Raw genomic sequence first — 23,546 nt, 5'->3', positions numbered from 1 at the left:
CTTCATGAAAGCCATTTCCATGCTCGACAAGACCACGGCGCCCGACGAACGCGAACTCCAGCCGGATCTCAACTGGCTGGCGGGCGGTGGCGAGATGGGAACCTTGATCCGCTCGATGGACTGGTCGGGTACGCCCCTTGGACCGCCGGAACAGTGGCCGCAAAGCCTGCGCACGACGGTCAGCCTGTGCCTGTCCTCAACCTTCCCGATCCTGGTGTGCTGGGGTGAGCAGGACATCCAGATCTACAACGACGCCTACCGTCCGATCTGCGGCGACCTGCACCCGAGGTCGATGGGGGCGCCATTCAAGGAAATCTGGGCCAGCGCGCTACCAGTGGTCGGTGAGGCATTCGACCGCGCACACAAGGGCGAGGGCGCCTACATCCGCGACCAGCGCATGTTCCTCGACCGCCACGGCTACCTCGAAGAAGCCTTCATGACTTTTTCGTTCTCGCCCATCCGTGACGAGTCCGGTGCGGTCGGCGGGGTATTTCACCCGATCACCGAGACGACCGCGCAGGTACTGGGGGCGCGTCGCACGCGCGGGCTGCGCGAACTGAGCGACGCACTCGCCAGCGCACGCACGGCAAGCGACATCGGCCACCAGCTTGCGGCCGGCCATGCGGCGCTGGCCGACGACCTGCCCTTTGTCCTGTTCTACAAGCACGACGTGGAGGCAGGCCAGTTGCTCTTGCGCGGCCGTGCCGGGATCGAAGGTGACTGCCCCCTGGCGCCCGCGGCGCTGGTGCTGGATGACCCGACCTGGCCTTTCACGCGCGCCGCCGTGGAGCGCACTGCCCAGCGGGCCGAAGGCCTGGCTGCACGCTTCGCCGGGTCGCGCTGCGGCACCTACGAGGAGGCGGCGGATACGGCGCTGGTGCTGCCGGTACTGCTGCCCGGGCAGCAGGAACCCTACGGCTACCTGGTGGGTGGCGTCAGCCCCCGGCGTGCTCTCGATGCCGATTATCTGCATTTCTATGATCAGCTGACGGCGGTCGTCAGCACCGCGGTGGGCAATGTCGTGGCCTATGAACTGGAACAGCGCCGCGCCGAGGAACTGGCGAAGATCGACCGCGCCAAGACGGCTTTCTTCTCCAATGTATCGCATGAATTCCGCACGCCGCTGACCCTGATCCTGGGTCCTCTCGACGACGCGCTGCTCGATGCCGCCGAACCGCTGCCGCCGGCCCAGCGCCAGCGCATCGAGCTGACCCAGCGTAATGCCTTGCGCCTGCTGAAGCTGGTCAACTCGCTGCTCGACTTTTCGCGCATCGAGGCCGGGCGGGTGCAGGCCAGCTATGCGCCCGCCGACCTGGCGCGCCTGACCCTGGACCTGGCCGCCGTGTTCGAGTCGGCCATGGCGCGCGGCGGCCTTGCCTATACGGTCGAGGCGCAGGACCTGGGCGAGCCGGTCTGGGTCGACCGCGACATGTGGGAAAAGATCGTATTCAACCTGTTGTCGAATGCCTTCAAGTTCACGCTCGACGGCAGCGTCACAGTGCGCCTGCAGCGCCACGAAGACAAGGCGCGGCTGTCGGTCAGCGATACCGGGACCGGCATCCCCGAGCAGGAACTGGGGCGGGTGTTCGAACGCTTCCACCGCATCGAAGGCGCTGCCGGCCGCACCTATGAAGGTACGGGTATCGGCCTGGCACTGATGCAGGAGCTGGTATGGCTGCATGGCGGCACCATCGCAGTGCATAGTGTGGAGGGCGAGGGCACCAGGTTTGACATCGACATTCCCTTCGGGCATGCGCACCTGCCTCCCGAGCGCGTGCTTGCCGCCCCGCTGCTGCCGGGCGACGCGCGCATGGGCGCCGCTTTCGTCGAAGAAGCATTGCGCTGGCTGCCCGATGCCGAGGATCTTCAGGCCCCTGCGCAGGTGGCGCCCGTCGCGCCAGCAGGGCAGGCGAGCGGCGAGGCACGCCCCCGCATCCTGGTGGCCGACGATAACAACGACATGCGCGCCTATCTGAAATCGCTGCTTGCGCCGTACGCCGACGTGACCCTGTGCGCCGACGGCGAGGCGGCGTTTGCCATGGTCCAGCGCGATCCCCCCGACCTGCTGCTGAGCGACGTCATGATGCCAGGGCTGGACGGCTTTGGTCTGATCGCCCGGATTCGCGCGGACGAGCGCCTGCGCGACGTGCCGGTGATGCTGCTGTCCGCGCGGGCAGGCGAGGAAGCCAAGGTCGAAGGCCTGCAGGCCGGGGCAGACGACTACATGGTCAAGCCTTTTGCGGCGGGCGAACTGCTTGCGCGTGTGCGCGGCCACGTTGCCCAGGCGCGTGAGCGACGTCGACTGCACTACGAGTCGGCGCGGCGCGACGCCTATTTCCGCGCACTGGTCGACGCCTCGCCTGCGATGCTCTGGACGACCGATGCAAACGAGCATTGCACTTACCTCAGCAAGCGCTGGTACGACTTCACCGGCCGCCGGGTGGAGCAGGATCTCGGTCGCGGATGGCTCGAGAACGTGCATCCCGACGACCAGCAGCGCACGGTCGAGGCCTACCTCGAGGCGGCCGCGGCACGGGAGCCATTCGCGATCGACTTTCGCCTGCGGCGCCATGACGGCGCCTATCGCTGGGTGATCGACACCGGTTTGCCGCGGAGCGACGACGCGGGGCGCCCGGATGGGTATGTGGGCACCGTCATCGATATCCATGAGCGCCGGGTGCTCCAGAAGCGTTTCGAACGCGTGGCGCAAGCCGGCAACATCGGCGTGTGGTATGCCGATGCGCCCTTCGAGCAATTCAGGATGAATCCGGAAATGGCCGCCCAGCTCGGACTTGGCCGCCAGCGCCAAACCGGTGTGGAAGCGCTGCTCGCCGCCGTGCATGAGGCCGATCGACATCATTTCGAGTCACGCCTGCGCCGGGCGCTGGAGCAGGGAAGCACGCTCGACATCGAATTCCGCAGCGGCAGCATCGAGGCGGGCGGGATGCGCTGGCTGCACGCCGTCGGCTGGTGCGACCTCGACGACGACGGACGCCCGCTGCGCTTCGACGGCGTGACCTTCGACGTCAGCGGCCACAAGCAGGCGGAGCAGGAACTGCGCCATCTGGCGGACGAGCTGGCGGCGAAGAATCGCCAGCAAAGCGACTTCCTGTCGACGCTGGCACACGAGCTGCGCAACCCGCTTGCGCCGATCCGGGCCGGGATCGACCTGATGCAATTGGATGCCGCCGGGTCGACGCTAGCCCGGGCGCGCGATGTGCCGGGCATGATGCAGCGCCAGGTGGACCATATGGTGCACCTGGTCGATGACCTGCTCGACATGGCGCGCTTGTCGGAAGGCAAGCTGATCTTGCGTCTTGAGACAGTGGAGCTGGGTGACGTCGTGCAGGATGGCGTCGAGATGGCGATGCCACTGGTAAGCGCGCGCGGCCATCGCCTGGCGCTGCACACGCCGGAGACACCGGTGCTGTTGCAGGCGGACCGCCATCGCGTGGCCCAGGTGATCAGCAATCTCGTCAACAACGCCGCCAAGTACACCCCCGCCGGCGGCGCCATCAAGGTCGAGTCGTGGACCGAAGGCGCCGAGGCAGTCATCGCCGTTTCCGATAGCGGCATCGGCATTGGCCCGGATGCGTTGTTGCATGTGTTCGACATGTACGCGCAGGGGCAGTCGAGCGAAGCGATGGGCGAGGGTGGGCTGGGCGTCGGCCTGAACCTGGTCAAGCGCCTGGTGCAGCTGCATGGCGGAAGCGTCGTGGCCCACAGCGACGGCGAAGGCAGGGGAAGCCGTTTCACGGTCCGCCTGCCGTTGCCGCAGGCTGGAAGCGAAGTGATCGTCCCGGCGCCCGCACCGGCCGAGTCGCCGGCCGGGCCGGTGGGGCCCTTGCGCGTACTGGTGGTGGACGATAACGTCGATGCAGCCGAGATGCTCGCGGCCCTGCTCGAGATCGGCGGGCACCGCGTGACCCTGGCGCACGATGGCGCCGGCGCCCTGCGCGCGGCGCGCGAGCTGGCGCCGCAGGTGGTGTTCCTCGACATCGGCCTGCCCGACATGAACGGCTACGAGACTGCCGCCGCATTGCGCAAGATTGCGGGCCTGGAGGGGGCGATGCTGGTGGCCTTGACCGGCTGGGGCACCGCGGATGACCGCGCACGCGCACGGGATGCGGGTTTCGATCACCACCTGACGAAGCCTGCGGAATTTGATGCGGTCAACCGTCTGCTAGACGCGGCTGCGCTGCAGTCTGGACGAGAAGGCTGATGGGAAGGCGGCTTGGCGCAGAAGGGAAACAACCCGGACACGACTAAGCCAGCCTCGGGAGGCTGGCGATCGCCGCTGTAAAACGGCACGAAGCCACGCTTCCGGCAAGGCCGGAAGTCCCGGAGCCCGCGCCGCGGGCTCCGTTCGTTGCCAGGCGGATGGCCGATTATTGGCCGGTGGTGCCGCCGGTGGTGCCGGTGCCGGTGGTGCCGGTCGTGCCCGAGGTACCCGAGGTGCCGGTGCCGCCGGTGGTGCCGGTCGCGCCGGTGCCGGTGGTGCCAGTTGCGCCAGTACCGGTGGTGCCGGTTGCGCCAGTGCCGGTTGCGCCGGTGCCGGTGGTATCGCCGGTGGTGCCGGTTGCGCCGGTGGTGCCGGTGCCGGTGGCGCCGGTGCCCATGTCACCGGTGGTGCCGGTGGTGCCGGTGCCGGTTGCGCCGGTGCCGGTGTCACCCGTGGTGCCGGTGGCGCCCGAGGTGCTGGCCGGTGCGGTCGCCGAGGTGTCCGGCGTGGTGGTGGTGGCGTCAGCTGCCGGCTCGTTCTTGCGGCAGGCGCCCAGCAGGGAGGCCAACACGGCAGCAGTCAGCAGGATTTTTGGTGCTTGAGTCAGTGCTTTCATTGTTTAACTCCTCGTTTCACGTCTATCTTGTGCCGCGGTCTCCAGGTGAGGCCTTGGAGGTCCGACAGCGCCAGGTTAGGTCCTCTGAGGGTTCGGAAACCCAGCAGTGGAACCATCAGGGAACCGACGCAATACGCGGCCCCGGTCAGTGCACGAATCCGACTGGAACAGCCAGGCAGCCAGGCTGCCAGCCAATTGGACCACACACTGTCGTACTTGTTTCCGCCTTGTGCTGCGGAGTTGCCAGAGACTAGGTGTCATGGACTCCCATCCCCCGGCCCACCGGCATCTGCCGGGTGGTTTCGGTGTCGCCGGTTTGCTTGCCGGCGACCTGTTCCAACAGGGCGGGAATTTCATGCGAAATTTCCCGCGCCAAATATCCAAGTGTGCCCATGCGTTCCGCCAGGCGTTCGCCGGCACGCGCATGCAGCGCCACACCCCAGCAGACGGCCTGGTCGAGCGGGGCGCCACGCGCCGCCAGCCCGGTGATGATCCCGGCCAGCACGTCTCCGGATCCGGAGATGGCCAGGCCGACATTGCCGCCTTCATGCTGGTACAACGTTCCATCCGGCGATGCGATGACAGTGCGCGCACCTTTTAATGCGACGACTGCATTCCAGTCGCGCGCAGCCTGCAGCGCGCGCGGGTCGGGCGCGCCGACGATCTCTTCCTTTGCGATCCCGGTCAGGTGCGCCATCTCGCCCGCATGCGGGGTGAGGATGACGGAACGCTCGAAACGCCAGGGCATGCCCGCGGGCCAGTGCGCGGGCGGATGCAGCAGGGCGCCCATGGCGCAAGCGTCCAGCACCACGCGCGTGCCGGCCGACTCGAAGCGCGGCAGCAGCGCATGCACCAGCGCGGCGGTGGCCGGCTCGTCGCGCATGCCAGGACCGACCAGCACCGCATCGACACGGTCGGCCAGCGGGTCGAGGCAGGCCACGGCATCGAGGCTGAAGCCGGCGCTCGCGTGTTCTTCCAGGCCGATGACGCGCGCTTCGGGCATGGCCAGCGCCACCAGTTGCGCCACACTGCGTCCGGTGGCGATGGTGAGCTTCCCGGCGCCCGCGCGCAGGCAGGCGGTGGCGGCCAGGATGATGGCGCCCGGCATCTCGCTCGAGCCCCCCACCACCAGCACGTGGCCGCGGATCTCCTTGTCGCCTTCGACGGCCGGCATCGGTAGCGGCCAGCCCTGCAGCAGGGCTGTGTCGACGTCATGCACGGCAGGGGCACGGGTGAGCGTTTCCATGGGATGGCTTAGGCCTTCGGTGCTGCAGGCAGGTCCTTGCTGGCGGTGACGGGCGTGCCGCTCGCTTCGAGCGGCGCAACGAAGTTCACGAGGCGCAGGGCCAGCTGGCCGCCCTTGCCCAGCGCGGGGTCGAATTCGTAAGAGGTGACCGAGCAGTTCGGCACGTCGCCGGCGCGGTCGAAATCGAGGATGGTCTTCTCGTCCAGGCGTTCGAACAGGTAGCGGAAGCAATTGACCGTGACCTGGTGCGCGACGATCAGCACGCGCTCGCGGCAGTACTCGCGGTTCAGGGTGTCGATCACGCTGCGCAGACGCAGGATGACGTCGCACCAGCTCTCGCCGCCGGGCGGGCGGAAATAGAACTTGCCGACGTGCTGGCGCTGCTCGTACAGCTCGGGATGGTGGTGCGCGATGCCGTAGGTGGTGAGGCGGTCGAGGATGCCGAATTCCTTTTCGCGCAGGCGCTCGTCGGATTCGACCACCAGGCGCGAACGGTCGAGGCGCTGCATCAGGATGTCGGCGGTTTGAAGCGCGCGGACGTAGGGCGAGACCAGCACCACGCTCGGCTGCTGTTCCGGCGGCAGGGCGGCGAACCAGGAGCCGAGTGCCTGCGACTGGCGTTCGCCGAGCTCGGACAGGGGCACATCGACATCGCGATCGGCGATATCGATGCGATGTCCGGCGGCGGCTTCGGCGAGGTCGCGCGCGACATTGCCGGCGCTCTGACCATGCCTGACCAGCCAGACTTCCTGTGGCCACTTCTGTTCCATTACCTGCCCGTCTCTGATATTGACATGACGTCATCATAGACGGATTCTACGGGCGCAAAGCGCACGATTGCGGGGCTTCCGCGCAGGCTCGCCGTAGCGTCGGAGCCCTCTTACAAAGGCTGTTTACAGGGCAAAAAACGCCCCTTCAAACCACGCAAGTCGTCCCGTCAGACGTCGCAAATCGTCTCGTCAGACGATTTGCTCTTCGCCGTCCAGGCTGATCTCGGCGTCGCTGTCGAACACCCGCATGTCGGTCTGCCCGAGCATGCGGCTGGTCAGCGTGCCGGCCATGACCGAGCCGCTGACGTTGAGCGCCGTGCGGCCCATGTCGATCAGGGGTTCCACCGAAATCAGGAGGCCCGCCAGCGCCACCGGCAAGTCCATCGCCGACAGCACGATCAGCGCCGCGAAGGTGGCGCCGCCGCCCACGCCGGCCACGCCGATCGAACCGAAGGCGACGATCGCCAGCAGCGGCAGCAGGAAGGTGGTGGTATAGGGATCGATGCCGACGGTGGGCGCGATCATCACCGCCAGCATGGCCGGATAGATGCCGGCGCAGCCGTTCTGGCCGATGGTGGCGCCGAAGGAGGCGGCAAAGTTGGCGATGCCTTCGGGCGTGCCGAGGCGCCCGGTCTGGGTCGCCACGCTCATCGGGATCGCGCCGGCGCTGGTGCGCGACGTGAAGGCGAAGGCGAGCACCGGGAAGATCTTGGCGAGGTAGCGCAGCGGATTCAGGCCGCTGCCCGTTACCAGCAGCAGGTGCACCACGAACATCAGCGCCAGCGCGCAATAGGAGGCGGCCACGAAACTGGCCAGGCTGAGGATGTCCTGCAGGCTCGAGCCCGCGACCATCTTGGTCATCAGGGCGAACACGCCGAAGGGCGTCAGGCGCAGCACCAGGGTCACCATGCGCATCACGATCACGTGCGCCACGTGCACGAAGCCGCTGAAGGACTGGAACACCTCGGGTTTCTTGCCGGCGATGCCGGTGGCCGAGACGCCGATGAAGATCGCGAACACGACCACCGCGATGGTCGAGGTCTTGCGCGCACCGGTCATGTCGAGGAAGGGATTGGCCGGGATGAAGGACAGCAGCATGCCGGGCAGCGAGATCTCCTTGGCCGCCGCCAGGTTGCCCTGCAGGTATTCACCGCGCGCCACTTCGGCGGTGGAGGCGGTCAGGCCGACCGCGCTCAGGCCGAACAGCTTGGCCATCAGGATGCCGATCGCGGCCGCCACGATGGTGGTCGTGATCAGGATGCCGATGGTGAGCGTGCTGATGGCGCCGAGCGAAGAGGCGTTGCGCAGCTTGAGGATGGCCTGCACGATCGAGACCATGATCAAGGGAATGATGATCATCTGGAGCAGCTTCACGTAGCCGCTGCCGACCACGTCGAGCCAGGCGCCGGTGGTGCCGATGACGGGCGAATCGGCGCCGTACACGGTCTGCAGCATCGCGCCCAGCACCACGCCGAGACCCAGGCCGGTAAACACCCGCTTGGTAAAGGAAACGTGGGTGGCCTGCAGGCGGTACAGCAGCACGCAGACCAGCAGTGCCAGGGTCAGGTTGATCAGGACAGGAAAGTTCATTGGGGCCTTTTCGTGGCGGCTAATGCGCTGGAGAAATCAATCGCAGCATTTTATAGGCAAACCGGCATCACCGCCGGAGCGGGCTGCAGCACCGTCGTGGTGCAGGGCGTTGTCGGGTCAATCATGAATGGTGACAGGGTGGCAAGCACATGTGGCATGCGGGCGACGGTCGCTCTGGAAAACGCGGGATTGACTGTCCGGTTCCCAGGTCCAGCGGGGTTTTGTTTCTATAATTCAATACGTACTGACGTCTTTGCTGCCAACACTATTCATCGGATTTCCCATGTTTAAACATCTCAGCATCAAGTCTCGCCTGATCTTCGTCATCGCCTTCCTGGCCGCCGAACTGGTTGCAGGTGCGGTCATCGGTATCTACAACCTGGGCATCGCCAATGCCGAAATGAAGGGCATGCACGACAATCGTGTCGTCCCGCTCGGCCAGCTCGGCCGCGTCATGCAACTGATCACGACCAACCAGCTGCTCGTCACGAAGGCGGCGCACCTGGAAGACGCCGGCGCGCGCAGCGCCCTGATGTCCGAAGTCGATGCCAACATCGCTACCGTGAGCGCCAGCTGGAAGGCGTATGAACAGACGGAACTGACGGACGTGGAGGCCGCGCTGGCTGCGAAATTCGTGGACGCTCGCAAGGCCTTCCTGGCGCAGGGGCTGCAGCCCGCGATCGCCGCGATCCGCGCCGGCGACCTGGTGCAGGCCGGTCAGCTGACTGCCGGTGCAATGGCGAGCGGCTTCGAGCCGGTGCGCACGATTGGCGGCCAGCTGATTGAGCTGCAGCAGCGCGTGGCAAAAGAGGAATACGCACGTTCCCAGCAAAAATATGAAATGGTGCGCCTGGTGTGCCTGGCAGGCCTGGCCTTCGGCCTCGTGATGGCCGCCGTGGTCGGCTGGATGCTGGTACGCGCCATCGTGCGCCCGATCGAGCAGGCCGTGCAGGTCGCCGCCGCGGTCGCGGCGGGTGACCTGAGCCAGAAAATCGAGGTCAACTCGAAGGACGAGACCGGGCGCCTGTTGCAGGCCCTGAAGGACATGAACGAAGCGCTGGTGCAGATTGTCACCCGCGTGCGCGGCGGCACCGACACCATTGCCACCGCGTCCGGCCAGATCGCGGCAGGCAACCTCGACCTCTCGAGCCGCACCGAGCAGCAGGCCGGTTCGCTGGAAGAGACCGCCTCCTCGATGGAAGAACTGACCTCGACCGTTCGCCAGAACGCCGACAACGCGCGCCAAGCCAATGTCCTGGCAGCTTCGGCCCAGCAGGTGGCGGGCAAGGGCGGCGAAGTGGTCGAGCAGGTGGTGCAGACCATGGGCGCCATCAATAGCTCGGCAACCCGCATCGTCGACATCATCTCGGTCATCGACGGCATCGCTTTCCAGACCAATATCCTGGCGCTGAACGCGGCCGTGGAAGCGGCCCGCGCAGGCGAGCAGGGCCGCGGCTTCGCGGTGGTGGCGGGCGAGGTGCGCAACCTGGCCCAGCGCAGCGCGGCGGCGGCCAAGGAAATCAAGGCCCTGATCGACGATTCGGTCCAGAAGGTGCACCACGGTTCCGAGTTGGTCGACCAGGCCGGTGCAACGATGACGGAGATTGTCCAGAGCGTCGGCCGCGTGACCGACATCATGGCCGAGATCACGGCCGCCAGCCAGGAGCAGACCGCAGGCATCGAGCAGATCAACAGCGCAGTCACCCAGATGGACCAGGTGACGCAGCAGAACGCCGCACTGGTCGAGCAGGCCTCGGCCGCGGCGCAGTCGATGCAGGAAGAAGCGGCGGCGCTGGCCCAGGCGGTCGGCGTGTTCAAGCTCGGCGTCCAGGCGGCGCCAGCCGCTCCGGTGCGCGCCGCGGCGCCTGCGCGGCCTGTAAAAGCGCCGGCACGGATCGCAGCGAAACCGGCGGCCGTCAAGCCCGAGCGCAAGCCGGCCAGGCCGGCCAAGGCCAAGGCCGAGGAAGCGACCGAAGGCTGGGAAGAGTTCTGACGGGCAGCGTAAGGGAAGGGCGGCCAACACGGCCGCCAGCTAGCGGTACGACTTGAAAGCAGCGGGCAGCGATGCCCGCTGTTTGTTGATGCGCGCAGCGCTGCCGGCGCGGGACGCCGTGCAGGGACTGGCGGAGGAGGTGCTTATTCGAAGGCGATGACGAGTGCGGCCAGGCCGACGCAGAGGCCGACGGCGACGCTGATGCGCTGGCGCAGGCGGCTCGACACGATGCCCTTGGCAAAGGTGCGCTTCGGTGCACTCGGGTTGCTGCGGTCGATGGTCGCAGCGTGGATGTTCGGATGCGAATGCTCGGTATTCATGTCGGTTCCTTGGTCCTTTGTTTGCCGTCTCCACCGGAGACTGGCGGTTCGATAGTGGAAAGCGCCCGGAGGCGCGCTGATGCATGGCAGCTTCGGTTCGGCGATATCGCGATGCCCGCGCTCGCCGGCTCAGACAAGTGGCACCGGAGCGGCCGGACCGGATCGACAAAGGGCGATGCGCTGGCAGTCCAAAAGGCTTGCCAGCCAGCGCTCAATAATAAATCCGGTCTCAAGAATCCCAGTCGGTAAGCTGCACGAATGTTGTTTATTCTACATGCAGGGGTAACGAAAACAAGGGCGCACACAATTGCTTACGACTTCAATCAATTGCTGCAAAACAACAATATCCTGCCGCACTCCACATATGTCAAGCAATTGTGGTAGGGAGTAGGGCGAAACCAACACTCAACGCCTGCCCGCCTTCGAATACGATACAAAAACGCCATGCATATTGCTATTTTTGTATCATTTCGTCTGGATCTGCCTTGTGGTGAATCGAGACCGTTTTGTCATGTCACGCGATGAGGCCTTGCGGGTAACGGACGCTGCCCTAGACTGAAGCTGTCCACCCTGACGCCGTCAGGGTGCCATCCCTTGCGAAGGAGAATGCCATGCGTCCCCTGACCCTGGCCATCGGGGCATCGCTGTTGCTCCTGGTCGCCGATGCCGCCGCACAGACCTCGTCCTATCCCGCCACTGCGCCTTCGTCGATCTCGAGCGTGCAGGTGACGGCGCCGCCGCGCTCGGTGCGGCTCTACCAGGAACACCTCGATGCGGTGCGCGGCGTGTATGCGCTGTCGAACGGCTGGCGCCTGAAGGTCGACTCGGCCGCCGGCGGCATCATGGCGCGCATCGATCGCCAGCCGCCCATGCACCTGATTGCGCTCAGCCCGGACCGCTACGTGTCGCGCGACGGCAATGTGACGATGGATTTCAATCGCGGCGAGAGCGGCGACGATATGCTGATGCGCTATGTGCCGAATTCGCGCGTGGCACAGGTCATCGAGGTGCGGGCGACGCTGGCACAGCGCTGAAACAAAAACGCCAGCCCGGAGGCTGGCGTTTCTGCTGATTCTGGTAGGCCGTGCTGGGCTCGAACCAGCGACCAACGGATTAAAAGTCCGCTGCTCTACCAACTGAGCTAACGACCCGAAAGAAGCGAGATTATAGGATGCGCCGCGCTCGCTGTCAAATGCCCTGGGGCAGCGGCGCGGCCTGCGATCACTTCAGCGAAGCCAGGCGATCCTTGGCGGTCCGGGCGGCGCTCGAGTCGGGGTACTTCGATACCAGCTGCTGCAGCGCCTTCTTGGCGTTCTTGCTGTCCTTCAGCAGGGCATAGCTGCTGCCGATGTTCAGCATCGCGTCCGGCACCTTGGGGCTGGTCGAATAGCTCGTGGTCAGCACTTCCTGGGCGGCGATGGCCTTCTTGTAGTCGCCCTGGGCGAAATAGGCGTTGCCCAGCCAGTACTGCGCGTTGGCGGCGTAGGCCGAATCCGGGAAGCGGCGCACGAAATCCTGCAGGGCAGCGGTGGCGCCTTTGTAGTCGCCGCTCTGGAACAGGGCGGTGGCGTTATCGTAGGCGGTCTTTTCGGCCGGCAGCACCGATGCGGTCTGGCCGTCGACGGTTTCCTGCTGCGGTTCGACCTTCTTGATGCGGGCGTCGAGGTCGGCGTACAGCTGCTTCTGGTTTTCCTGGGCGCGGGCGATCTGGTTGGCCAGCACTTCGATCTGGCCGCGCAGGCGGGAAATCTCCTGCATGGTCTGCTCGTGCTGGTTCAGCAGGTCGAGCTGGGAAGTCTTGTCCGACTTGGTCTCGATGCGGGCGTTCAGGTCGCGGGCGATGTTATCGACCTTGGCGCGCAGATCGAGGATGGCCTTGCGCGCTTCATCGTCGCTGAGCAGGCCGGCTTGCGCCTGCAACGGCATCCAGGCTGCCAGGAAGAGGCAGGCAAGTCGGGACGGGGACAGTTTCATCATGGCAGTCAATCTTTCCGGTTGCAGAGTAAAAACGGGGCGGATGCAGTCTGCACTGCCATCCGCCCCGCTGTCAATCAGCCGTATCTGATCAGTTATCGGAGTGATTACTGATAGACGATGTCGGCGCGACGGTTTTCAGCCCATGCAGCTTCGTCGCTGCCGGTGGCCTTCGGCTTTTCTTCGCCCAGCGACACGGCTTCCATCTGGTTGTCCGACACGCCCAGGGCGCCCATGGCGCGGCGCACGGCTTCGGCACGCTTCTGGCCCAGGGCCAGGTTGTACTCGGTGCCGCCGCGTTCGTCGGTGTTACCCTGGATCAGAACCTTGCGGCCGGCGTTCTTGGTCAGGAAGCCCGAGTGGTTGGCGACGACCGGCTTGCCGTCTTCGCGCACGACGAAGCTGTCGTAGTCGAAGTAGACGCTGCGGTTGGCCAGCGGGCCTTTCGGATCATTCAGCGGATCGACGCTGCCGGTTTCGACTGGACGGATGTCGCGCGCGTCAGGCTGGGCTGCCGGCGGGGTTGGGGTCTTCTCGACCACCGGGGTTTCGTTGAGCTTGGGCGAGGACGAGCAGGCGGTCAGCACGAGAGCGGAAGCGATGAGGGCTACTTTCTGGAAGTTGCGCATGGTTTTTCTCCTTGTCTAATAAAGTTTTACTGCTGTTTACTTCATGAAGGGACCCCAGCTGGGCTCCCGAATGTTTCCCGCATTGGTGGTTAAGCGCTGCTTGACCCGTCCATCCACCGAGACCACGGCGAGCGCAACACGCCCGCCGCCCTTGGTCGCATACATGATGTACTTGCCGTTAGGCGAAAAACTCGGTTCGGTGGCCCCATCGGCCAGGCGCAGTTCCTGGCCGCTGGCCAGGTCCATCGCGTAAAGGGAAAAACCGCCGTTGCGCTGGGAAATCCAGGCCAGTGTCTTGCCGTCGGCAGACACGCGCGGGCTGATATTGTAATTGCCGTTGAACGTGACGCGGGTCGGTGTGCCGCCGTTGACGCTCATCTTGTAGATCTGCGGGCCGCCGCTGCGGTCGCTGGTGAAGTAGATGGTCTGGCCGTCGGCCGAGAATTGCGGCTCGGTGTCGATCGACGCGCTGTTGGTCAGGCGGCGGTGGCCGGTGCCGTCCGAGTTGACGGTGTAGACCTCGGTATTGCCGTCCTTCGACAGTGCCACGGCCAAGGTACGGCCGTCCGGCGACCACGACGGGGCCGAGTTGTTGCCCTTGACGTTGGAGATCACGTTGCGGCGGCCGGTCATCAGGTCTTGCAGGTAGACCACGGGCTTGCGGTCTTCCATCGAGACGTAGGCCACCTTGGTGCCGTCCGGCGCCCAGGCCGGCGAGATGATCGGCTCGCGGCCGCGCGCGGCAATGACTTCGTTCTCGCCGTCGGCGTCGGCCACGGCCAGGGTGTAGTTGCGCGCGCCGCGGTCTTCCTTGACGTAGGCGATGCGGGTCGAGAAGATGCCGCGCACGCCGGTCAGCTTTTCATAGACGTCGTCGGCGATGCGGTGCGCCTGCAGGCGGGTGTACTTCGGCTGGACTTCGCCGCCCAGCTGCGAGATCTGCGCACCCTTGACGGTGTCGTGCAGCTTGTAGCGGACCGCGAAGCGGCCGTCCGGCTGTTTGGTGACGCTGCCGACCACCAGGGCGTCGGCGCCCTTGGCCTTGAAGGCGGCCAGGTCGACGCTGGCGCTGTCGCTGATCACCTGGCCAGCGTCGATCACCTTGAACACGCCGCTGCGCTCGAGGTCGGCGCGGATGATGGCCGAGACTTGCGCGGGGGCGATCGATTCGTCGGCAAAGGCGGCAACCGCGACTGGGATCTGGTTGCTGCCGACACCGGCGATCTCGACCTTGATCTGGGCTTGCGTGGCCGTTCCCATCAGCAGGGTGGCGCTAAACAGCAGGTAGTGGAGTTTTTTCATAGTCTGTCTATTAAAGCGAATCAGTCGTAGTCTTTCATCGAGAAGTTCACTTCGAGGGAACGTTCCCTCGTTCCATCTTTCTTCGCCGGGAGCGGCTCGGACTTCTTGATGCCATTCTCCACTGCGTTGTCGAACTCAGGCACACCGCTGCTTTTCACGAGGCGTACCGACATGATTTCCCCGGTCGGCAACTGCTCGACTCGGAAAACAGCCTTCGGGTTGCCAGGCATCGTCGTGCTGCCGCCGTAGGCGGTGTTGCTTTTGATCTTGGCACGGATGGCGGCGACGTAGCCCGAATCGACCTTCGGTGCCGTTGATTTCTCGGCCGTTCCGGACGTGCCCATCGCGCCAGCCATGCGCTTGATTTCGTCCTGGCGCATCTTGTCCAGCTTGGCGGCCTCGGCTTTCTCCTTGGCAGCCTTTTCCTTCGCCGTTTTTTCGGCGGCGAGCTTGTCGGCCTTCTTCTTCTCTTCTTCCTTCTTGGCGAGCTCTTTCTTCTCGGCTTCTTCTTTCTTTTTCTTCTCGGCGAGTTCCTTGCGCTCTTCTTCCTTGCGCTCGCGCTCCTTCTTTTCGGCCTCGTCGCGTTTCGCCTGTTCCTTGCGCTCTTTCTCGCGCTGCAGGTTAATGTCCGGCGGGGTCGGGGCAGGGCGTTCCACCGGCGGCGGTTCGACCGGGCGCGGTGGCGGGACAGGTTCGGGTTCCGGCTCGGCTTTCGGCGGAGGAGGGGGAGGCAGTTCCGGCGCGGCGGCGTCCTGGACCGACATGTCCCAGACTTCGGCCTGGACCTCGACCGGCTCGGTGCTCTGCCAGCTGATGCCGAACCAGAGGAAGCCCAGCAGCACGGCGTGCACGGCCACTGCCAGCATGAAGGCGGGCAGGCGGCTCGGTTCTGGCGGCACGGTGTAAGGTGCGCCGGCGGTGGCTGGCTTCATTGCAGACATATCACTTGGTGGCAAGTCCCACCCGGTTGATGCCCATCTTCTTCGCGTCCGAGATCAAGGTGATCACATCCTCGTATTTGCTGTCGCGGTCGCCTTCTATCAAGACCGGATAGTCCGGGTTCTCTTCGTGCAGGGCGCGCAGGCGCGCCATCAGGGCGGTGCGGTCGGCCACGTCTTCCATGGCGAGCTTCTGCTTGCCGCCGACGCCGATCGACAGGCGGTTTTCCGGCTGCACGGAGACGCGGATATAGGTGTCCGGCGGCAGTGCCGATTTCTCGGCGCTCGGCAGGTTGACCACGCTCGGCGCCTCGTTGGCTGGCACCGCCATGAAGATGATGAGCAGCACCAGCATCACGTCGATGTAGGGCACGACGTTGATCTCGGACTTGAACGCCCGTTTGCGTCCGCTGCGCAGGCTGCTGTTGAAGGCCATTCCGGTTCTCCCCGATCAGCGCGACTGGCGCTGCAGGATGTTCGAGAACTCTTCGACGAAGCTCTCGAAGCGGATGGCCAGGCGGTCGATGTCGTGGGTGAAGCGGTTGTACGCCACCACGGCCGGGATCGCCGCGAACAGGCCGATCGCGGTGGCGATCAGGGCTTCGGCGATGCCGGGTGCGACCACGGCCAGGGTAGCCTGCTGCACGTTGGCCAGGCCGCGGAAGGCGTTCATGATGCCCCACACGGTGCCGAGCAGGCCGATGTAGGGGGAGACCGAACCGACCGAAGCCAGGAAGTTCAGGTGGATGTCGAGGGCGTCGAGTTCGCGCTGGAAGGCGGCGCGCATGGCGCGGCGGGCGCCGTCGAGCACCGGACCCATGTCCATGGCGTCGCGCGCAGCCTGCTTGCCCTTGATGAATTCGCCCATGCCGGCCTCAAAAATGCGGGCCAGCGGGCCGCTCTGGTCGCGCTGGCTGCTGGCGCTCTGGTGCAGGGTATGCAGGTTGCCGCCGGCCCAGAAGCTGCGTTCGAACTGCTCGGTCTGGCTACGTGCGGAACGCAGCGCGAACACCTTGCGGAAGATGTAGGTCCAGCTCACGACCGACAGGATCAGCAACAGGGCCATGATCAGCTGCACCAGGAAGTGTGCGTTGGCGATCAGCGTAATAAACGAAAGGTCTTGGGTCGCGGTCATCGGTTGGGTTCTGTTGTCTGTTTATCTTTATGCGGCGCGCATTTTATCAGCAGCATGCTCGGGCAGCGAACGCGGACGCATGGTGGCGAGGTCAACGCAGCCAACCTTGACGCTGGCGCTGGTCAGCAGCAGCTCGCCTTTCCACGCTTCCTGGGCGAACTGGACCGACGCGCGCCCCAGCTTCTCGACCGTGGTGCGGATGGTCAGCACGTCGTCGAGGCGGGCAGGCTGGTGGTAGTCCAGGGAAACGCTCTTGACGACAAAGGCAGCACGGTCGGTCTCCAGCAATTCCTGCTGGCCGACGCCGGCCGCGCGCAGCCATTCGGTGCGCGCCCGTTCGAAGAACTTCAGGTAGTTAGCGTAAAACACGATGCCACCGGCGTCGGTATCTTCGTAGTAGACCCTGACTGTCCAGTCAAATGCTGAAGGCATTTCCCCTGCCATTAAGTGTAAATAGGAAACATTTTACGCGATTTTTCCCCTCCTTATGTACGCTTGCGTACATATGGGAGAGGAAAAGACGGGCGTGCCTCTCGGTAAAGGCAGCTACAGTGCGGCAGTAGTAGACGTGAAACATGGCCGAAAGACCAATTACTGTAACACTTTCTCACAACTGCCGAGCGCTCGTTACATGCCTGCAATATGCGCAGAGGGTGGCTTCAGCTGCGCTTGATGGTGAACGGCGAAAAGCCCTGGCAGGTCGGCATCAGCTCGATGCTGTTGACGTTCACATGCGGCGGCAGAGTTGCGATCCAGTAGGCGGTATTCGCGATGTCCTCGGCGGTGAGGGGCACGGTGCCCTCGTAGACCTTGGCCGCGGCCGCGTCGTCGCCCTTGAAGCGCACGTTCGAGAATTCGGTGCCGCCGCACAGGCCCGGCGCCAGGTTGGTGGCGCGAACGCCGGTGCCGACCAGGTCGGCGCGCAGGTTGAGGGTGAACTGCTCCACGAAGGCCTTGGTCGCGCCATACACATTGCCGCCCGGGTAGGGGTAGTGGCCAGCCACTGAGCCGAGGTTGATCACCAGGCCGCTGGCGCGCGCCACCATGGCGGGCAGCACGGCGCGGGTCATGGTCACCAGGCCCTGGCAGTTGGTGGCGATCATGGTGTCCCAGTCTTCCAGCGGCACTTCGTGCGCCGGTTTGGTGTTCAGGGCCAGGCCGGCATTGTTGATGAGCACGTCGATGTCGCGCCAGCCTTCCGGGAGCCCGGCGAGCGCGGCCTCGATGGAGGCGCGGCTGGTGACGTCCAGCGTGATGGGGAGGGCGGCATCGCCCAGTTCGCGCGCCAGCTCTTCGATGCGCTCGGTGCGGCGCGCCGCCAGGATGGCGCGGTGGCCGTTGCGGACAAAAACACGCGCCATCGCGGCGCCGAAGCCGGCCGACGCGCCGGTAATAAAGACGATCATGGTTGCTCTCGAAGGGCGGAGGAATGGAAAATTGTAGCCGAAATGGCCACAAGTCCGCTGGGACCCGCAAGCTTGTTAAGAAGACAGCAGTTTCCTTGCCCTAAGCGCCTTGGATCACATACAATCTTCTCAGTTTACGTCTCACGTAACTGGCGAAACACCGTGCGCCTGGAGTTTGCGATGCGCACGGCAAAAGGTGGACACCCACCGGGGAACGTGAGATGCCACTCGCCGTTCGCCTGGGCAGCCATCAACTGGTACGTGACGTACTGCGGGCTGCCTGTGCGCCTGTCGGTCCCGCCGCATGACGCGCTGCCCGTTGCCTGGTATTTCTCTCGATTGGAGTTTTACATGTTTGCCAAAGATCATACGCTTGCCAATATCGACCCGGAACTGTGGGATGCCATCCAGAAGGAAAACGTTCGCCAGCAAGACCACATCGAACTGATCGCTTCGGAGAACTACACCTCGCCGGCCGTGATGGAAGCGCAGGGCTCGCAGCTGACCAACAAGTATGCCGAAGGCTATCCGGGCAAGCGCTACTACGGCGGCTGCGAATACGTCGACGTCGCCGAGCAGCTGGCGATCGACCGCCTGAAGCAACTGTTCGGCGCTGAAGCCGCCAACGTGCAGCCGAACTCGGGTTCGCAGGCCAACCAGGGCGTGTTCTTCGCCATGCTCAAGCCGGGCGACACCATCATGGGCATGTCGCTGGCCGAAGGCGGCCACCTGACCCACGGCATGGCCCTGAACATGTCGGGCAAGTGGTTCAACGTCGTCTCCTACGGCCTGACCGAGCAGGAAGACATCGACTACGACGCCATGGAAGCTCTGGCGCGCGAGCACAAGCCGAAGATGATCATCGCCGGCGCCTCCGCCTTTGCCCTGCGCATCGACTTCGAGCGCTTCGCCCGCATCGCCAAGGAAGTCGGCGCCTACTTCATGGTCGACATGGCCCACTACGCCGGCCTGATCGCCGCCGGCGAATATCCGAACCCGGTGCCGCACGCCGACTTCGTCACCTCGACCACCCACAAGTCGCTGCGCGGCCCGCGCGGCGGCATCATCCTGATGAAGGCCGAGTACGAAAAGCAGATCAATTCCGCGATCTTCCCGGGCATCCAGGGTGGTCCGCTGATGCACGTGATCGCGGGCAAGGCCGTCGCCTTCAAGGAGGCGTTGTCGCCGGAGTTCAAGGAATACCAGAAGCAGGTGGTCAAGAACGCCAGCGCCCTGGCCAACACCCTGACCGAGCGCGGCCTGCGCATCGTGTCGGGCCGTACCGAATCGCACGTGATGCTGGTCGACCTGCGTTCGAAAGGTCTCACCGGCAAGGAAGCAGAAGCGATCCTCGGCCAGGCACACATGACCTGCAACAAGAACGGCATTCCGAACGACCCGCAGAAGCCTTTCGTCACCTCGGGCATCCGCCTCGGCAGCCCGGCCTTCACCACCCGCGGCTTCAAGGAAGAAGACGCGGTCAAGGTCGGCCACCTGATCGCCGACGTGCTGGACAACCCGCACGACGCCGCGACCATCGAGCGCGTCAAGGGTGAAGTCAAGAAGCTGACCGACAAGTATCCGGTCTACGCGAAGTAAGCAACCCCGGGGCCGCAGGCTAGCGGCCCCATTCTCAGCACGGCGCCATGAAATGTCCCTTCTGCCAGCATGAAGATACCCAGGTCCTCGACACCCGCGTGTCCGAGGAAGGGGATGCCATTCGCCGGCGCCGGCGCTGCGCGAAGTGCGACAAGCGCTTCACCACCTACGAACGCATCGAACTGTCGATGCCGATCATCGTCAAGAAGAACGGCAGCCGCACCGAGTTCTCGTCCAACAAGCTGCGCGGCAGCCTGATGCTGGCCCTGCGCAAGCGTCCCGTGGCCGCCGAGGCGATCGACACTGCCGTCGCCACGATCGAAGAAAAGCTCCTGACCAGCGGCCGCCGCGAGGTCGACACCGGCTACGTGGGCGAGCTGGTGATGCAGGAACTCAAGCGCCTCGACAAGATCGCCTATATCCGCTTCGCCTCGGTCTACAAGAATTTCGAAGACCTGGCCGAGTTCCAGGAAGCGATCGCCGAAGTCGGCCAGCCGCGCAAGTAAACCCCTCTCCGGCACGATTGCGCCAGCTCATGGCTGGCCCATGCACGCCTGATAACTTCGCAGCTCATCGTTTTTACGGGAGCCGGTCGTGCGGGTGCAGAGTCGTGGCTTTACCCTGGTCGAGGTGCTGGTCGCCTTGTTCGTGCTGGCGGTCGGCATCGTCGGCGCCGGCGCTACCCAGCTGACCGCGGAACGTACGCGCCAGCAGTCGGCGCTGCTGTCCGATGCGGCCCAGCTGGCGGCCTCGCTGGCCGCACGCATGCAGCTCAATCCCGCCGTATCCGGCCTGCCGGACGACGCCAATCCCTATCTCGATTTTGCCTATGATGCAGGGGATGGCCTGCCCGCGCCCGGCGCCAGCTGTTTCGGCGCCAGCAGTTGCACCCCGGCCCAGCTGGCCGAGTTCGACCTGCACGAAATCCGCCAGGCCCTGCATGCGCAGTTCCCGCGCGGGCGCATCGAAGTCTGCCGCGATGCGTCTCCCTGGGACAGCGCGCACGGCCGCTGGCGCTGGAGCTGCGACGCCAGTGCCGGTGCGCTGCCGGTGGTGAAACTGGGTTGGCAGGGCACCGGGGACGCGCCCGGCTTCGTGCGGGTGCTGCAGTGAAGCCGCGTACGCTGCGCCAGCGCGGCATGTCGCTGGCCGAGCTGCTGGTGGCCATGACGATTGGCCTGGGCGTGCTGCTGGCAGCGGCCAGCCTGTTCATCTGGGCCAACCGCGCCTTTGCCGCGCAGGTCGAGACGGCCGCCATGGACGACGCCGGCCGCTACGCGCTGGAAGCGATCGCACGCGCAATACGGCAGTCCGCCGCGGCCGACTGGGAAGGCCACAACACGGGGCCGGACCCGAGCGCGCCCGCCAGCCTGGCGGGCCTGGATGCGCACAGCCTGAGCAAGACCGGCTTCGCCCTCGACAATGCGCTGCCGGATGCGGTCAACGGCAGCGACGTGCTGGCGGTGCGCTTCCCGGGAACGGGCGCGGCGCCGAACGGCGACGGCACCACGCTCGACTGCGCCGGTATTAGCGTGCACCGCGACCAGGAAGGCTGGAGCATCTTCTACGTCGCCCGCAACGCGCAGGGAGAAGCGGAGCTGCGCTGCAAGTACCGCGGCGCGAGCGCCTGGTCGGCCGATGCCGTGGTGGGCAAGGTCGACAGCTTCCAGGTGCTGTACGGACTCGATACGGACGCCGACGGGACACCCGAGCGCTACGTCAACGCCAGGGCGCTGGAGGAACTCGACGCCAGCCTGGTCCTGGCCGGCGTCACCCAGGCCGAACGCGACGTGGAACGACGCCGGCGCACCCACTGGAAGCAGGTGGCGAGCGTGCGCGTGGCGCTGCTGCTGCAGGGAGCGGCCAGCCCGCTGGAGACCGCGTCCGACGCCGTCTACGACCTGTTCAGCCCTGCCTACGGCGAACTGGCGGGCGGCGAGGATGCCGGCACCCACCTGCTGGAGGCGGCGCTGTCCGCCGGCCACGCGGCGCGCTACCGCAAGGTGTTCGGCACCACGGTCGCGCTGCCGGCGCGCGCCAGGTGAGAGCGGCATGGCTACTCCTCGGTCGAACGGGGCGCAGCATGGCATGGCGCTGCTCACGGCCCTGTTGCTCATGCTGGCGATCCTGATGACCAGCATTGCGGCCGCGCGCACTGCGATCAACGGCGCACGCGCCGCCGGCCACGAGCGCGACCGCATGCTGGCGCTGAGCGGCGCCATGGCCGCGCTGGTCGACGCCGAGCACGATATCGAAGGCGGCGCCGATCCCGCGTCGGCGCGCGCCGCGGCGCTCGCTAACGCCACGGCCGCGGCGTTCAGCGAGGGCTGCCGCGGCGGCGCTCCCTACGACGGCCTGTGCGCACAGGCAGCGGACGCTGCCGACATCTTCACCACGCTTGCCGACGCCACCGGGCCTTCCGTCGCCCTCGGCAGCTTTACGGGTGCACAGATTCCAGTCGGCGAGGGCGCACTGGCGGTGCAGGCGCCGCGCTACCTCATCGAACGCATGCCTTCCACGCCAGAGGTGCTGCTGTACCGGGTCTCCGCGCTCGGCTTCGGCAGCGTCGACACGACCCAGGTGGCGGTGCAGGCCTATTACCGCAAGCTGCTCCCCGCCAGTCCCCCGGCCGAGCCTGCACAAGGGGGCGCGGAGCCTGGCGCCCCCGGCACGCCCGGCGGGCCCGGGGTCCGCGTGGGCTGGCGCGAAATCAGCAACTGGCAGGAGGGGCGATGAAGCCGCGCGGATTCACGCTGGTCGAGCTGATGATCGTGCTGGCGATCGTCGGCATCCTGGCGGCGGTCGCCTATCCCAGCTACGCTCAGCACGTGCTCAGGACCCGCCGCGTCGAGGCCCAGCTGGCGCTGGTCGAGGCCATACAGCGCCAGGAACAGTACCGCGCGCTGCACCACACCTATGTCGCCTTCTCGTCCTCAGCGCAAGAGGAGGACAGCCGCCAGTTCCGCTGGTGGCTCGGCACGCGTCCCGAGGACAGCGCCTACGAGCTCGAGGGGCGCGCCTGCGAAGGCCAGGACATCCGCCAGTGCATCGAACTGCGGGCCCGGCCGGGGACGGCCCGGGTCAACACGGATTTCAGCGATCCGGACTGCGGCGTACTGAGCCTCGACAGCAGCGGCGCGCAGGGTGCGAGCGGCGCCGGGCCGCGCTGCTGGCCATGAGCGGCGCTTCCGCTCGCGGCGCCACGCTGGCCGAGCTGGCGGTAGTGCTGGCGATCGCCGCCGTGGCCTTCGCGGCGGCGGCGCCTGACCTGCATGCCCTGGTGACGCACCAGCAGATCAAGGCCGCCTCGAGCGAATTGCTGGACGCCATCCTGCACACCCGCGCCCAGGCCATCGCCAGGGGCGAGCGGGTCAAGCTGGCGCCGCGCGACGCGGCGGGCAGCGACTGGACCCAAGGATGGACCGTCTTCGTCGACCGCGACGCCGACGGCGAATTGGGGCCGCCAGACGAGCTGGTCGCGGTCCACGGCCCGCTGCCACGCGGCGTGCAGATCGACTTTTCCTTCACCCAGCCTGCGCCGCCGCAGTACATCGCCTACAATGGCGCCGGGCGCAGCTGCAGCGACAGCAACAGCGGCGCCTCCCGGCTCGGTACGCTGTCGCTGTTTCATGGCGGGCATATCCGGCGTATTAAAATCAACATGCTCGGGCGGGCGCGGCTGTGCAATCCGGCGCGTGACGATGGCTGTGACGGGGCCGAAGCCCCGCCCTAGCGGCCGGGCGAACCCAACAGCGGACGACAGAGTGGCACACGACAGCGCAAGCATTCTCAACGATACCGACGGC

At 65.8% G+C, this 23,546-nt stretch carries 23 protein-coding genes, 1 tRNA gene and 1 riboswitch; of the genes, 10 read left to right on the top strand and 14 right to left on the bottom strand.

What is annotated here, in order from left to right; translation table 11 throughout:
• The first annotated feature begins 4 nt into the window (after positions 1 to 4).
• The gene (locus LK542_RS12750; protein WP_227812182.1) at positions 5 to 4,222 is read left to right on the top strand and encodes an ATP-binding protein; all 4,218 of its coding nucleotides are present in this window, start codon (positions 5 to 7) and stop codon (positions 4,220 to 4,222) included.
• A 166-nt stretch (positions 4,223 to 4,388) separates the two neighbouring features.
• On the opposite strand, the gene LK542_RS12745 is transcribed toward LK542_RS12750, so the two are convergent.
• From LK542_RS12745 to LK542_RS12730, 4 genes are all read right to left on the bottom strand, one after another.
• On the bottom strand, positions 4,389 to 4,838 hold the full coding sequence (locus LK542_RS12745) for a hypothetical protein (protein WP_227800667.1): 450 nt from the start codon (positions 4,836 to 4,838) through the stop codon (positions 4,389 to 4,391).
• Between the two features lie 250 nt (positions 4,839 to 5,088).
• A complete protein-coding gene (locus LK542_RS12740) occupies positions 5,089 to 6,084 on the bottom strand; it encodes an NAD(P)H-hydrate dehydratase (protein WP_227812181.1) in 996 nt (331 codons plus the stop codon).
• Between the two features lie 8 nt (positions 6,085 to 6,092).
• A complete protein-coding gene (locus LK542_RS12735; protein WP_227800669.1) occupies positions 6,093 to 6,854 on the bottom strand; it encodes a histidine phosphatase family protein in 762 nt (253 codons plus the stop codon).
• 189 nt (positions 6,855 to 7,043) lie between these two features.
• Complete coding sequence (locus LK542_RS12730; protein ID WP_227812180.1) at positions 7,044 to 8,444, bottom strand: L-cystine transporter; 1,401 nt, start codon at positions 8,442 to 8,444, stop codon at positions 7,044 to 7,046.
• A 283-nt stretch (positions 8,445 to 8,727) separates the two neighbouring features.
• Here LK542_RS12730 and LK542_RS12725 point away from each other — a divergent pair, with 283 nt between their 5' ends.
• On the top strand, positions 8,728 to 10,437 hold the full coding sequence (locus LK542_RS12725) for a methyl-accepting chemotaxis protein (protein ID WP_227812179.1): 1,710 nt from the start codon (positions 8,728 to 8,730) through the stop codon (positions 10,435 to 10,437).
• Between the two features lie 143 nt (positions 10,438 to 10,580).
• Here LK542_RS12725 and LK542_RS12720 read toward each other — a convergent pair whose 3' ends face one another.
• Positions 10,581 to 10,757 carry a hypothetical protein gene (locus LK542_RS12720; protein ID WP_227800672.1) on the bottom strand — a complete coding sequence of 59 codons (177 nt, stop codon included), beginning with the start codon at positions 10,755 to 10,757 and terminating at the stop codon, positions 10,581 to 10,583.
• Between the two features lie 611 nt (positions 10,758 to 11,368).
• Between LK542_RS12720 and LK542_RS12715 the strand changes: the two genes are divergently transcribed.
• Complete coding sequence (locus LK542_RS12715; RefSeq protein ID WP_227800673.1) at positions 11,369 to 11,791, top strand: hypothetical protein; 423 nt, start codon at positions 11,369 to 11,371, stop codon at positions 11,789 to 11,791.
• A 41-nt stretch (positions 11,792 to 11,832) separates the two neighbouring features.
• Here the strand turns inward: LK542_RS12715 and LK542_RS12710 are convergent.
• From LK542_RS12710 to LK542_RS12670, 9 genes are all read right to left on the bottom strand, one after another.
• A tRNA-Lys gene (locus tag LK542_RS12710) sits at positions 11,833 to 11,908 on the bottom strand.
• A 70-nt stretch (positions 11,909 to 11,978) separates the two neighbouring features.
• Entirely contained in the window at positions 11,979 to 12,734 is a 756-nt protein-coding gene (gene ybgF, locus LK542_RS12705; protein ID WP_227812178.1) for a tol-pal system protein YbgF, read from the bottom strand.
• A 104-nt stretch (positions 12,735 to 12,838) separates the two neighbouring features.
• Positions 12,839 to 13,360 carry a peptidoglycan-associated lipoprotein Pal gene (pal, locus tag LK542_RS12700; protein ID WP_227800675.1) on the bottom strand — a complete coding sequence of 174 codons (522 nt, stop codon included), beginning with the start codon at positions 13,358 to 13,360 and terminating at the stop codon, positions 12,839 to 12,841.
• A 36-nt stretch (positions 13,361 to 13,396) separates the two neighbouring features.
• A complete protein-coding gene (gene tolB / locus LK542_RS12695; protein ID WP_227812177.1) occupies positions 13,397 to 14,662 on the bottom strand; it encodes a Tol-Pal system beta propeller repeat protein TolB in 1,266 nt (421 codons plus the stop codon).
• 20 nt (positions 14,663 to 14,682) lie between these two features.
• Positions 14,683 to 15,528 (bottom strand): cell envelope integrity protein TolA, encoded by an 846-nt coding sequence (gene tolA, locus LK542_RS12690; RefSeq protein WP_307728967.1) that lies wholly within the window; start codon positions 15,526 to 15,528, stop codon positions 14,683 to 14,685.
• A gap of 76 nt (positions 15,529 to 15,604) precedes the next feature.
• Positions 15,605 to 16,036, bottom strand: a complete 432-nt coding sequence (locus LK542_RS12685) for a biopolymer transporter ExbD (protein ID WP_227800678.1) — start codon at positions 16,034 to 16,036, stop codon at positions 15,605 to 15,607.
• 15 nt (positions 16,037 to 16,051) lie between these two features.
• Complete coding sequence (tolQ, locus tag LK542_RS12680) at positions 16,052 to 16,735, bottom strand: protein TolQ (protein ID WP_159695738.1); 684 nt, start codon at positions 16,733 to 16,735, stop codon at positions 16,052 to 16,054.
• Between the two features lie 27 nt (positions 16,736 to 16,762).
• Positions 16,763 to 17,167: a tol-pal system-associated acyl-CoA thioesterase gene (gene ybgC / locus LK542_RS12675; protein ID WP_227812175.1), complete on the bottom strand. Its 405-nt coding sequence runs from the start codon at positions 17,165 to 17,167 to the stop codon at positions 16,763 to 16,765.
• Between the two features lie 227 nt (positions 17,168 to 17,394).
• Positions 17,395 to 18,141 (bottom strand): SDR family oxidoreductase, encoded by a 747-nt coding sequence (locus LK542_RS12670; protein ID WP_227800680.1) that lies wholly within the window; start codon positions 18,139 to 18,141, stop codon positions 17,395 to 17,397.
• 135 nt (positions 18,142 to 18,276) lie between these two features.
• Positions 18,277 to 18,393: riboswitch (ZMP/ZTP riboswitch) on the top strand.
• A gap of 99 nt (positions 18,394 to 18,492) precedes the next feature.
• On the opposite strand from LK542_RS12670, the gene glyA reads away from it, so the two are divergent.
• The 7 genes from glyA to LK542_RS12630 all read left to right on the top strand — a co-directional run bounded on the left by glyA (position 18,493) and on the right by LK542_RS12630 (position 23,473).
• Entirely contained in the window at positions 18,493 to 19,740 is a 1,248-nt protein-coding gene (gene glyA, locus LK542_RS12665; protein WP_227800681.1) for a serine hydroxymethyltransferase, read from the top strand.
• A gap of 47 nt (positions 19,741 to 19,787) precedes the next feature.
• A complete protein-coding gene (nrdR, locus tag LK542_RS12660) occupies positions 19,788 to 20,246 on the top strand; it encodes a transcriptional regulator NrdR (protein WP_036245133.1) in 459 nt (152 codons plus the stop codon).
• Positions 20,247 to 20,334: 88 nt separating this feature from the next.
• Positions 20,335 to 20,853 carry a type IV pilus modification protein PilV gene (pilV, locus tag LK542_RS12655; RefSeq protein ID WP_227812174.1) on the top strand — a complete coding sequence of 173 codons (519 nt, stop codon included), beginning with the start codon at positions 20,335 to 20,337 and terminating at the stop codon, positions 20,851 to 20,853.
• A complete protein-coding gene (locus tag LK542_RS12650; protein WP_227812173.1) occupies positions 20,850 to 21,785 on the top strand; it encodes a PilW family protein in 936 nt (311 codons plus the stop codon). Before pilV ends, LK542_RS12650 begins: the two co-directional genes overlap by 4 nt.
• Positions 21,786 to 21,792: 7 nt before the next feature.
• The gene (locus tag LK542_RS12645) at positions 21,793 to 22,476 is read left to right on the top strand and encodes a hypothetical protein (RefSeq protein WP_227812172.1); all 684 of its coding nucleotides are present in this window, start codon (positions 21,793 to 21,795) and stop codon (positions 22,474 to 22,476) included.
• Entirely contained in the window at positions 22,473 to 22,919 is a 447-nt protein-coding gene (locus LK542_RS12635) for a type IV pilin protein (protein WP_307728966.1), read from the top strand. Before LK542_RS12645 ends, LK542_RS12635 begins: the two co-directional genes overlap by 4 nt.
• Positions 22,916 to 23,473 (top strand): GspH/FimT family protein, encoded by a 558-nt coding sequence (locus LK542_RS12630; RefSeq protein WP_227812171.1) that lies wholly within the window; start codon positions 22,916 to 22,918, stop codon positions 23,471 to 23,473. The genes LK542_RS12635 and LK542_RS12630 overlap by 4 nt, the downstream gene beginning before the upstream one ends.
• Positions 23,474 to 23,546 lie beyond the last annotated feature (73 nt).

This window comes from Massilia sp. IC2-477 (assembly GCF_020707265.1).
Classification (GTDB): Bacteria; Pseudomonadota; Gammaproteobacteria; order Burkholderiales; family Burkholderiaceae_D; genus Telluria.
This window is presented reverse-complemented; position numbering and strand designations above follow the sequence as displayed.

What these genes read in the sequence shown, in the direction of transcription:
- LK542_RS12750 (WP_227812182.1), top strand. Translation starts at nt 5, where the DNA reads ATGAAAGCCATTTCCATGCTCGACAAGACCACGGCGCCCGACGAACGC.
- LK542_RS12745 (WP_227800667.1), bottom strand. Translation starts at nt 4,838, where the DNA reads ATGAAAGCACTGACTCAAGCACCAAAAATCCTGCTGACTGCTGCCGTG.
- LK542_RS12740 (WP_227812181.1), bottom strand. Translation starts at nt 6,084, where the DNA reads ATGGAAACGCTCACCCGTGCCCCTGCCGTGCATGACGTCGACACAGCC.
- LK542_RS12735 (WP_227800669.1), bottom strand. Translation starts at nt 6,854, where the DNA reads ATGGAACAGAAGTGGCCACAGGAAGTCTGGCTGGTCAGGCATGGTCAG.
- LK542_RS12730 (WP_227812180.1), bottom strand. Translation starts at nt 8,444, where the DNA reads ATGAACTTTCCTGTCCTGATCAACCTGACCCTGGCACTGCTGGTCTGC.
- LK542_RS12725 (WP_227812179.1), top strand. Translation starts at nt 8,728, where the DNA reads ATGTTTAAACATCTCAGCATCAAGTCTCGCCTGATCTTCGTCATCGCC.
- LK542_RS12720 (WP_227800672.1), bottom strand. Translation starts at nt 10,757, where the DNA reads ATGAATACCGAGCATTCGCATCCGAACATCCACGCTGCGACCATCGAC.
- LK542_RS12715 (WP_227800673.1), top strand. Translation starts at nt 11,369, where the DNA reads ATGCGTCCCCTGACCCTGGCCATCGGGGCATCGCTGTTGCTCCTGGTC.
- ybgF (WP_227812178.1), bottom strand. Translation starts at nt 12,734, where the DNA reads ATGATGAAACTGTCCCCGTCCCGACTTGCCTGCCTCTTCCTGGCAGCC.
- pal (WP_227800675.1), bottom strand. Translation starts at nt 13,360, where the DNA reads ATGCGCAACTTCCAGAAAGTAGCCCTCATCGCTTCCGCTCTCGTGCTG.
- tolB (WP_227812177.1), bottom strand. Translation starts at nt 14,662, where the DNA reads ATGAAAAAACTCCACTACCTGCTGTTTAGCGCCACCCTGCTGATGGGA.
- tolA (WP_307728967.1), bottom strand. Translation starts at nt 15,528, where the DNA reads ATGCTGGCAGTGGCCGTGCACGCCGTGCTGCTGGGCTTCCTCTGGTTC.
- LK542_RS12685 (WP_227800678.1), bottom strand. Translation starts at nt 16,036, where the DNA reads ATGGCCTTCAACAGCAGCCTGCGCAGCGGACGCAAACGGGCGTTCAAG.
- tolQ (WP_159695738.1), bottom strand. Translation starts at nt 16,735, where the DNA reads ATGACCGCGACCCAAGACCTTTCGTTTATTACGCTGATCGCCAACGCA.
- ybgC (WP_227812175.1), bottom strand. Translation starts at nt 17,167, where the DNA reads ATGCCTTCAGCATTTGACTGGACAGTCAGGGTCTACTACGAAGATACC.
- LK542_RS12670 (WP_227800680.1), bottom strand. Translation starts at nt 18,141, where the DNA reads ATGATCGTCTTTATTACCGGCGCGTCGGCCGGCTTCGGCGCCGCGATG.
- glyA (WP_227800681.1), top strand. Translation starts at nt 18,493, where the DNA reads ATGTTTGCCAAAGATCATACGCTTGCCAATATCGACCCGGAACTGTGG.
- nrdR (WP_036245133.1), top strand. Translation starts at nt 19,788, where the DNA reads ATGAAATGTCCCTTCTGCCAGCATGAAGATACCCAGGTCCTCGACACC.
- LK542_RS12645 (WP_227812172.1), top strand. Translation starts at nt 21,793, where the DNA reads ATGGCTACTCCTCGGTCGAACGGGGCGCAGCATGGCATGGCGCTGCTC.
- LK542_RS12635 (WP_307728966.1), top strand. Translation starts at nt 22,473, where the DNA reads ATGAAGCCGCGCGGATTCACGCTGGTCGAGCTGATGATCGTGCTGGCG.
- LK542_RS12630 (WP_227812171.1), top strand. Translation starts at nt 22,916, where the DNA reads ATGAGCGGCGCTTCCGCTCGCGGCGCCACGCTGGCCGAGCTGGCGGTA.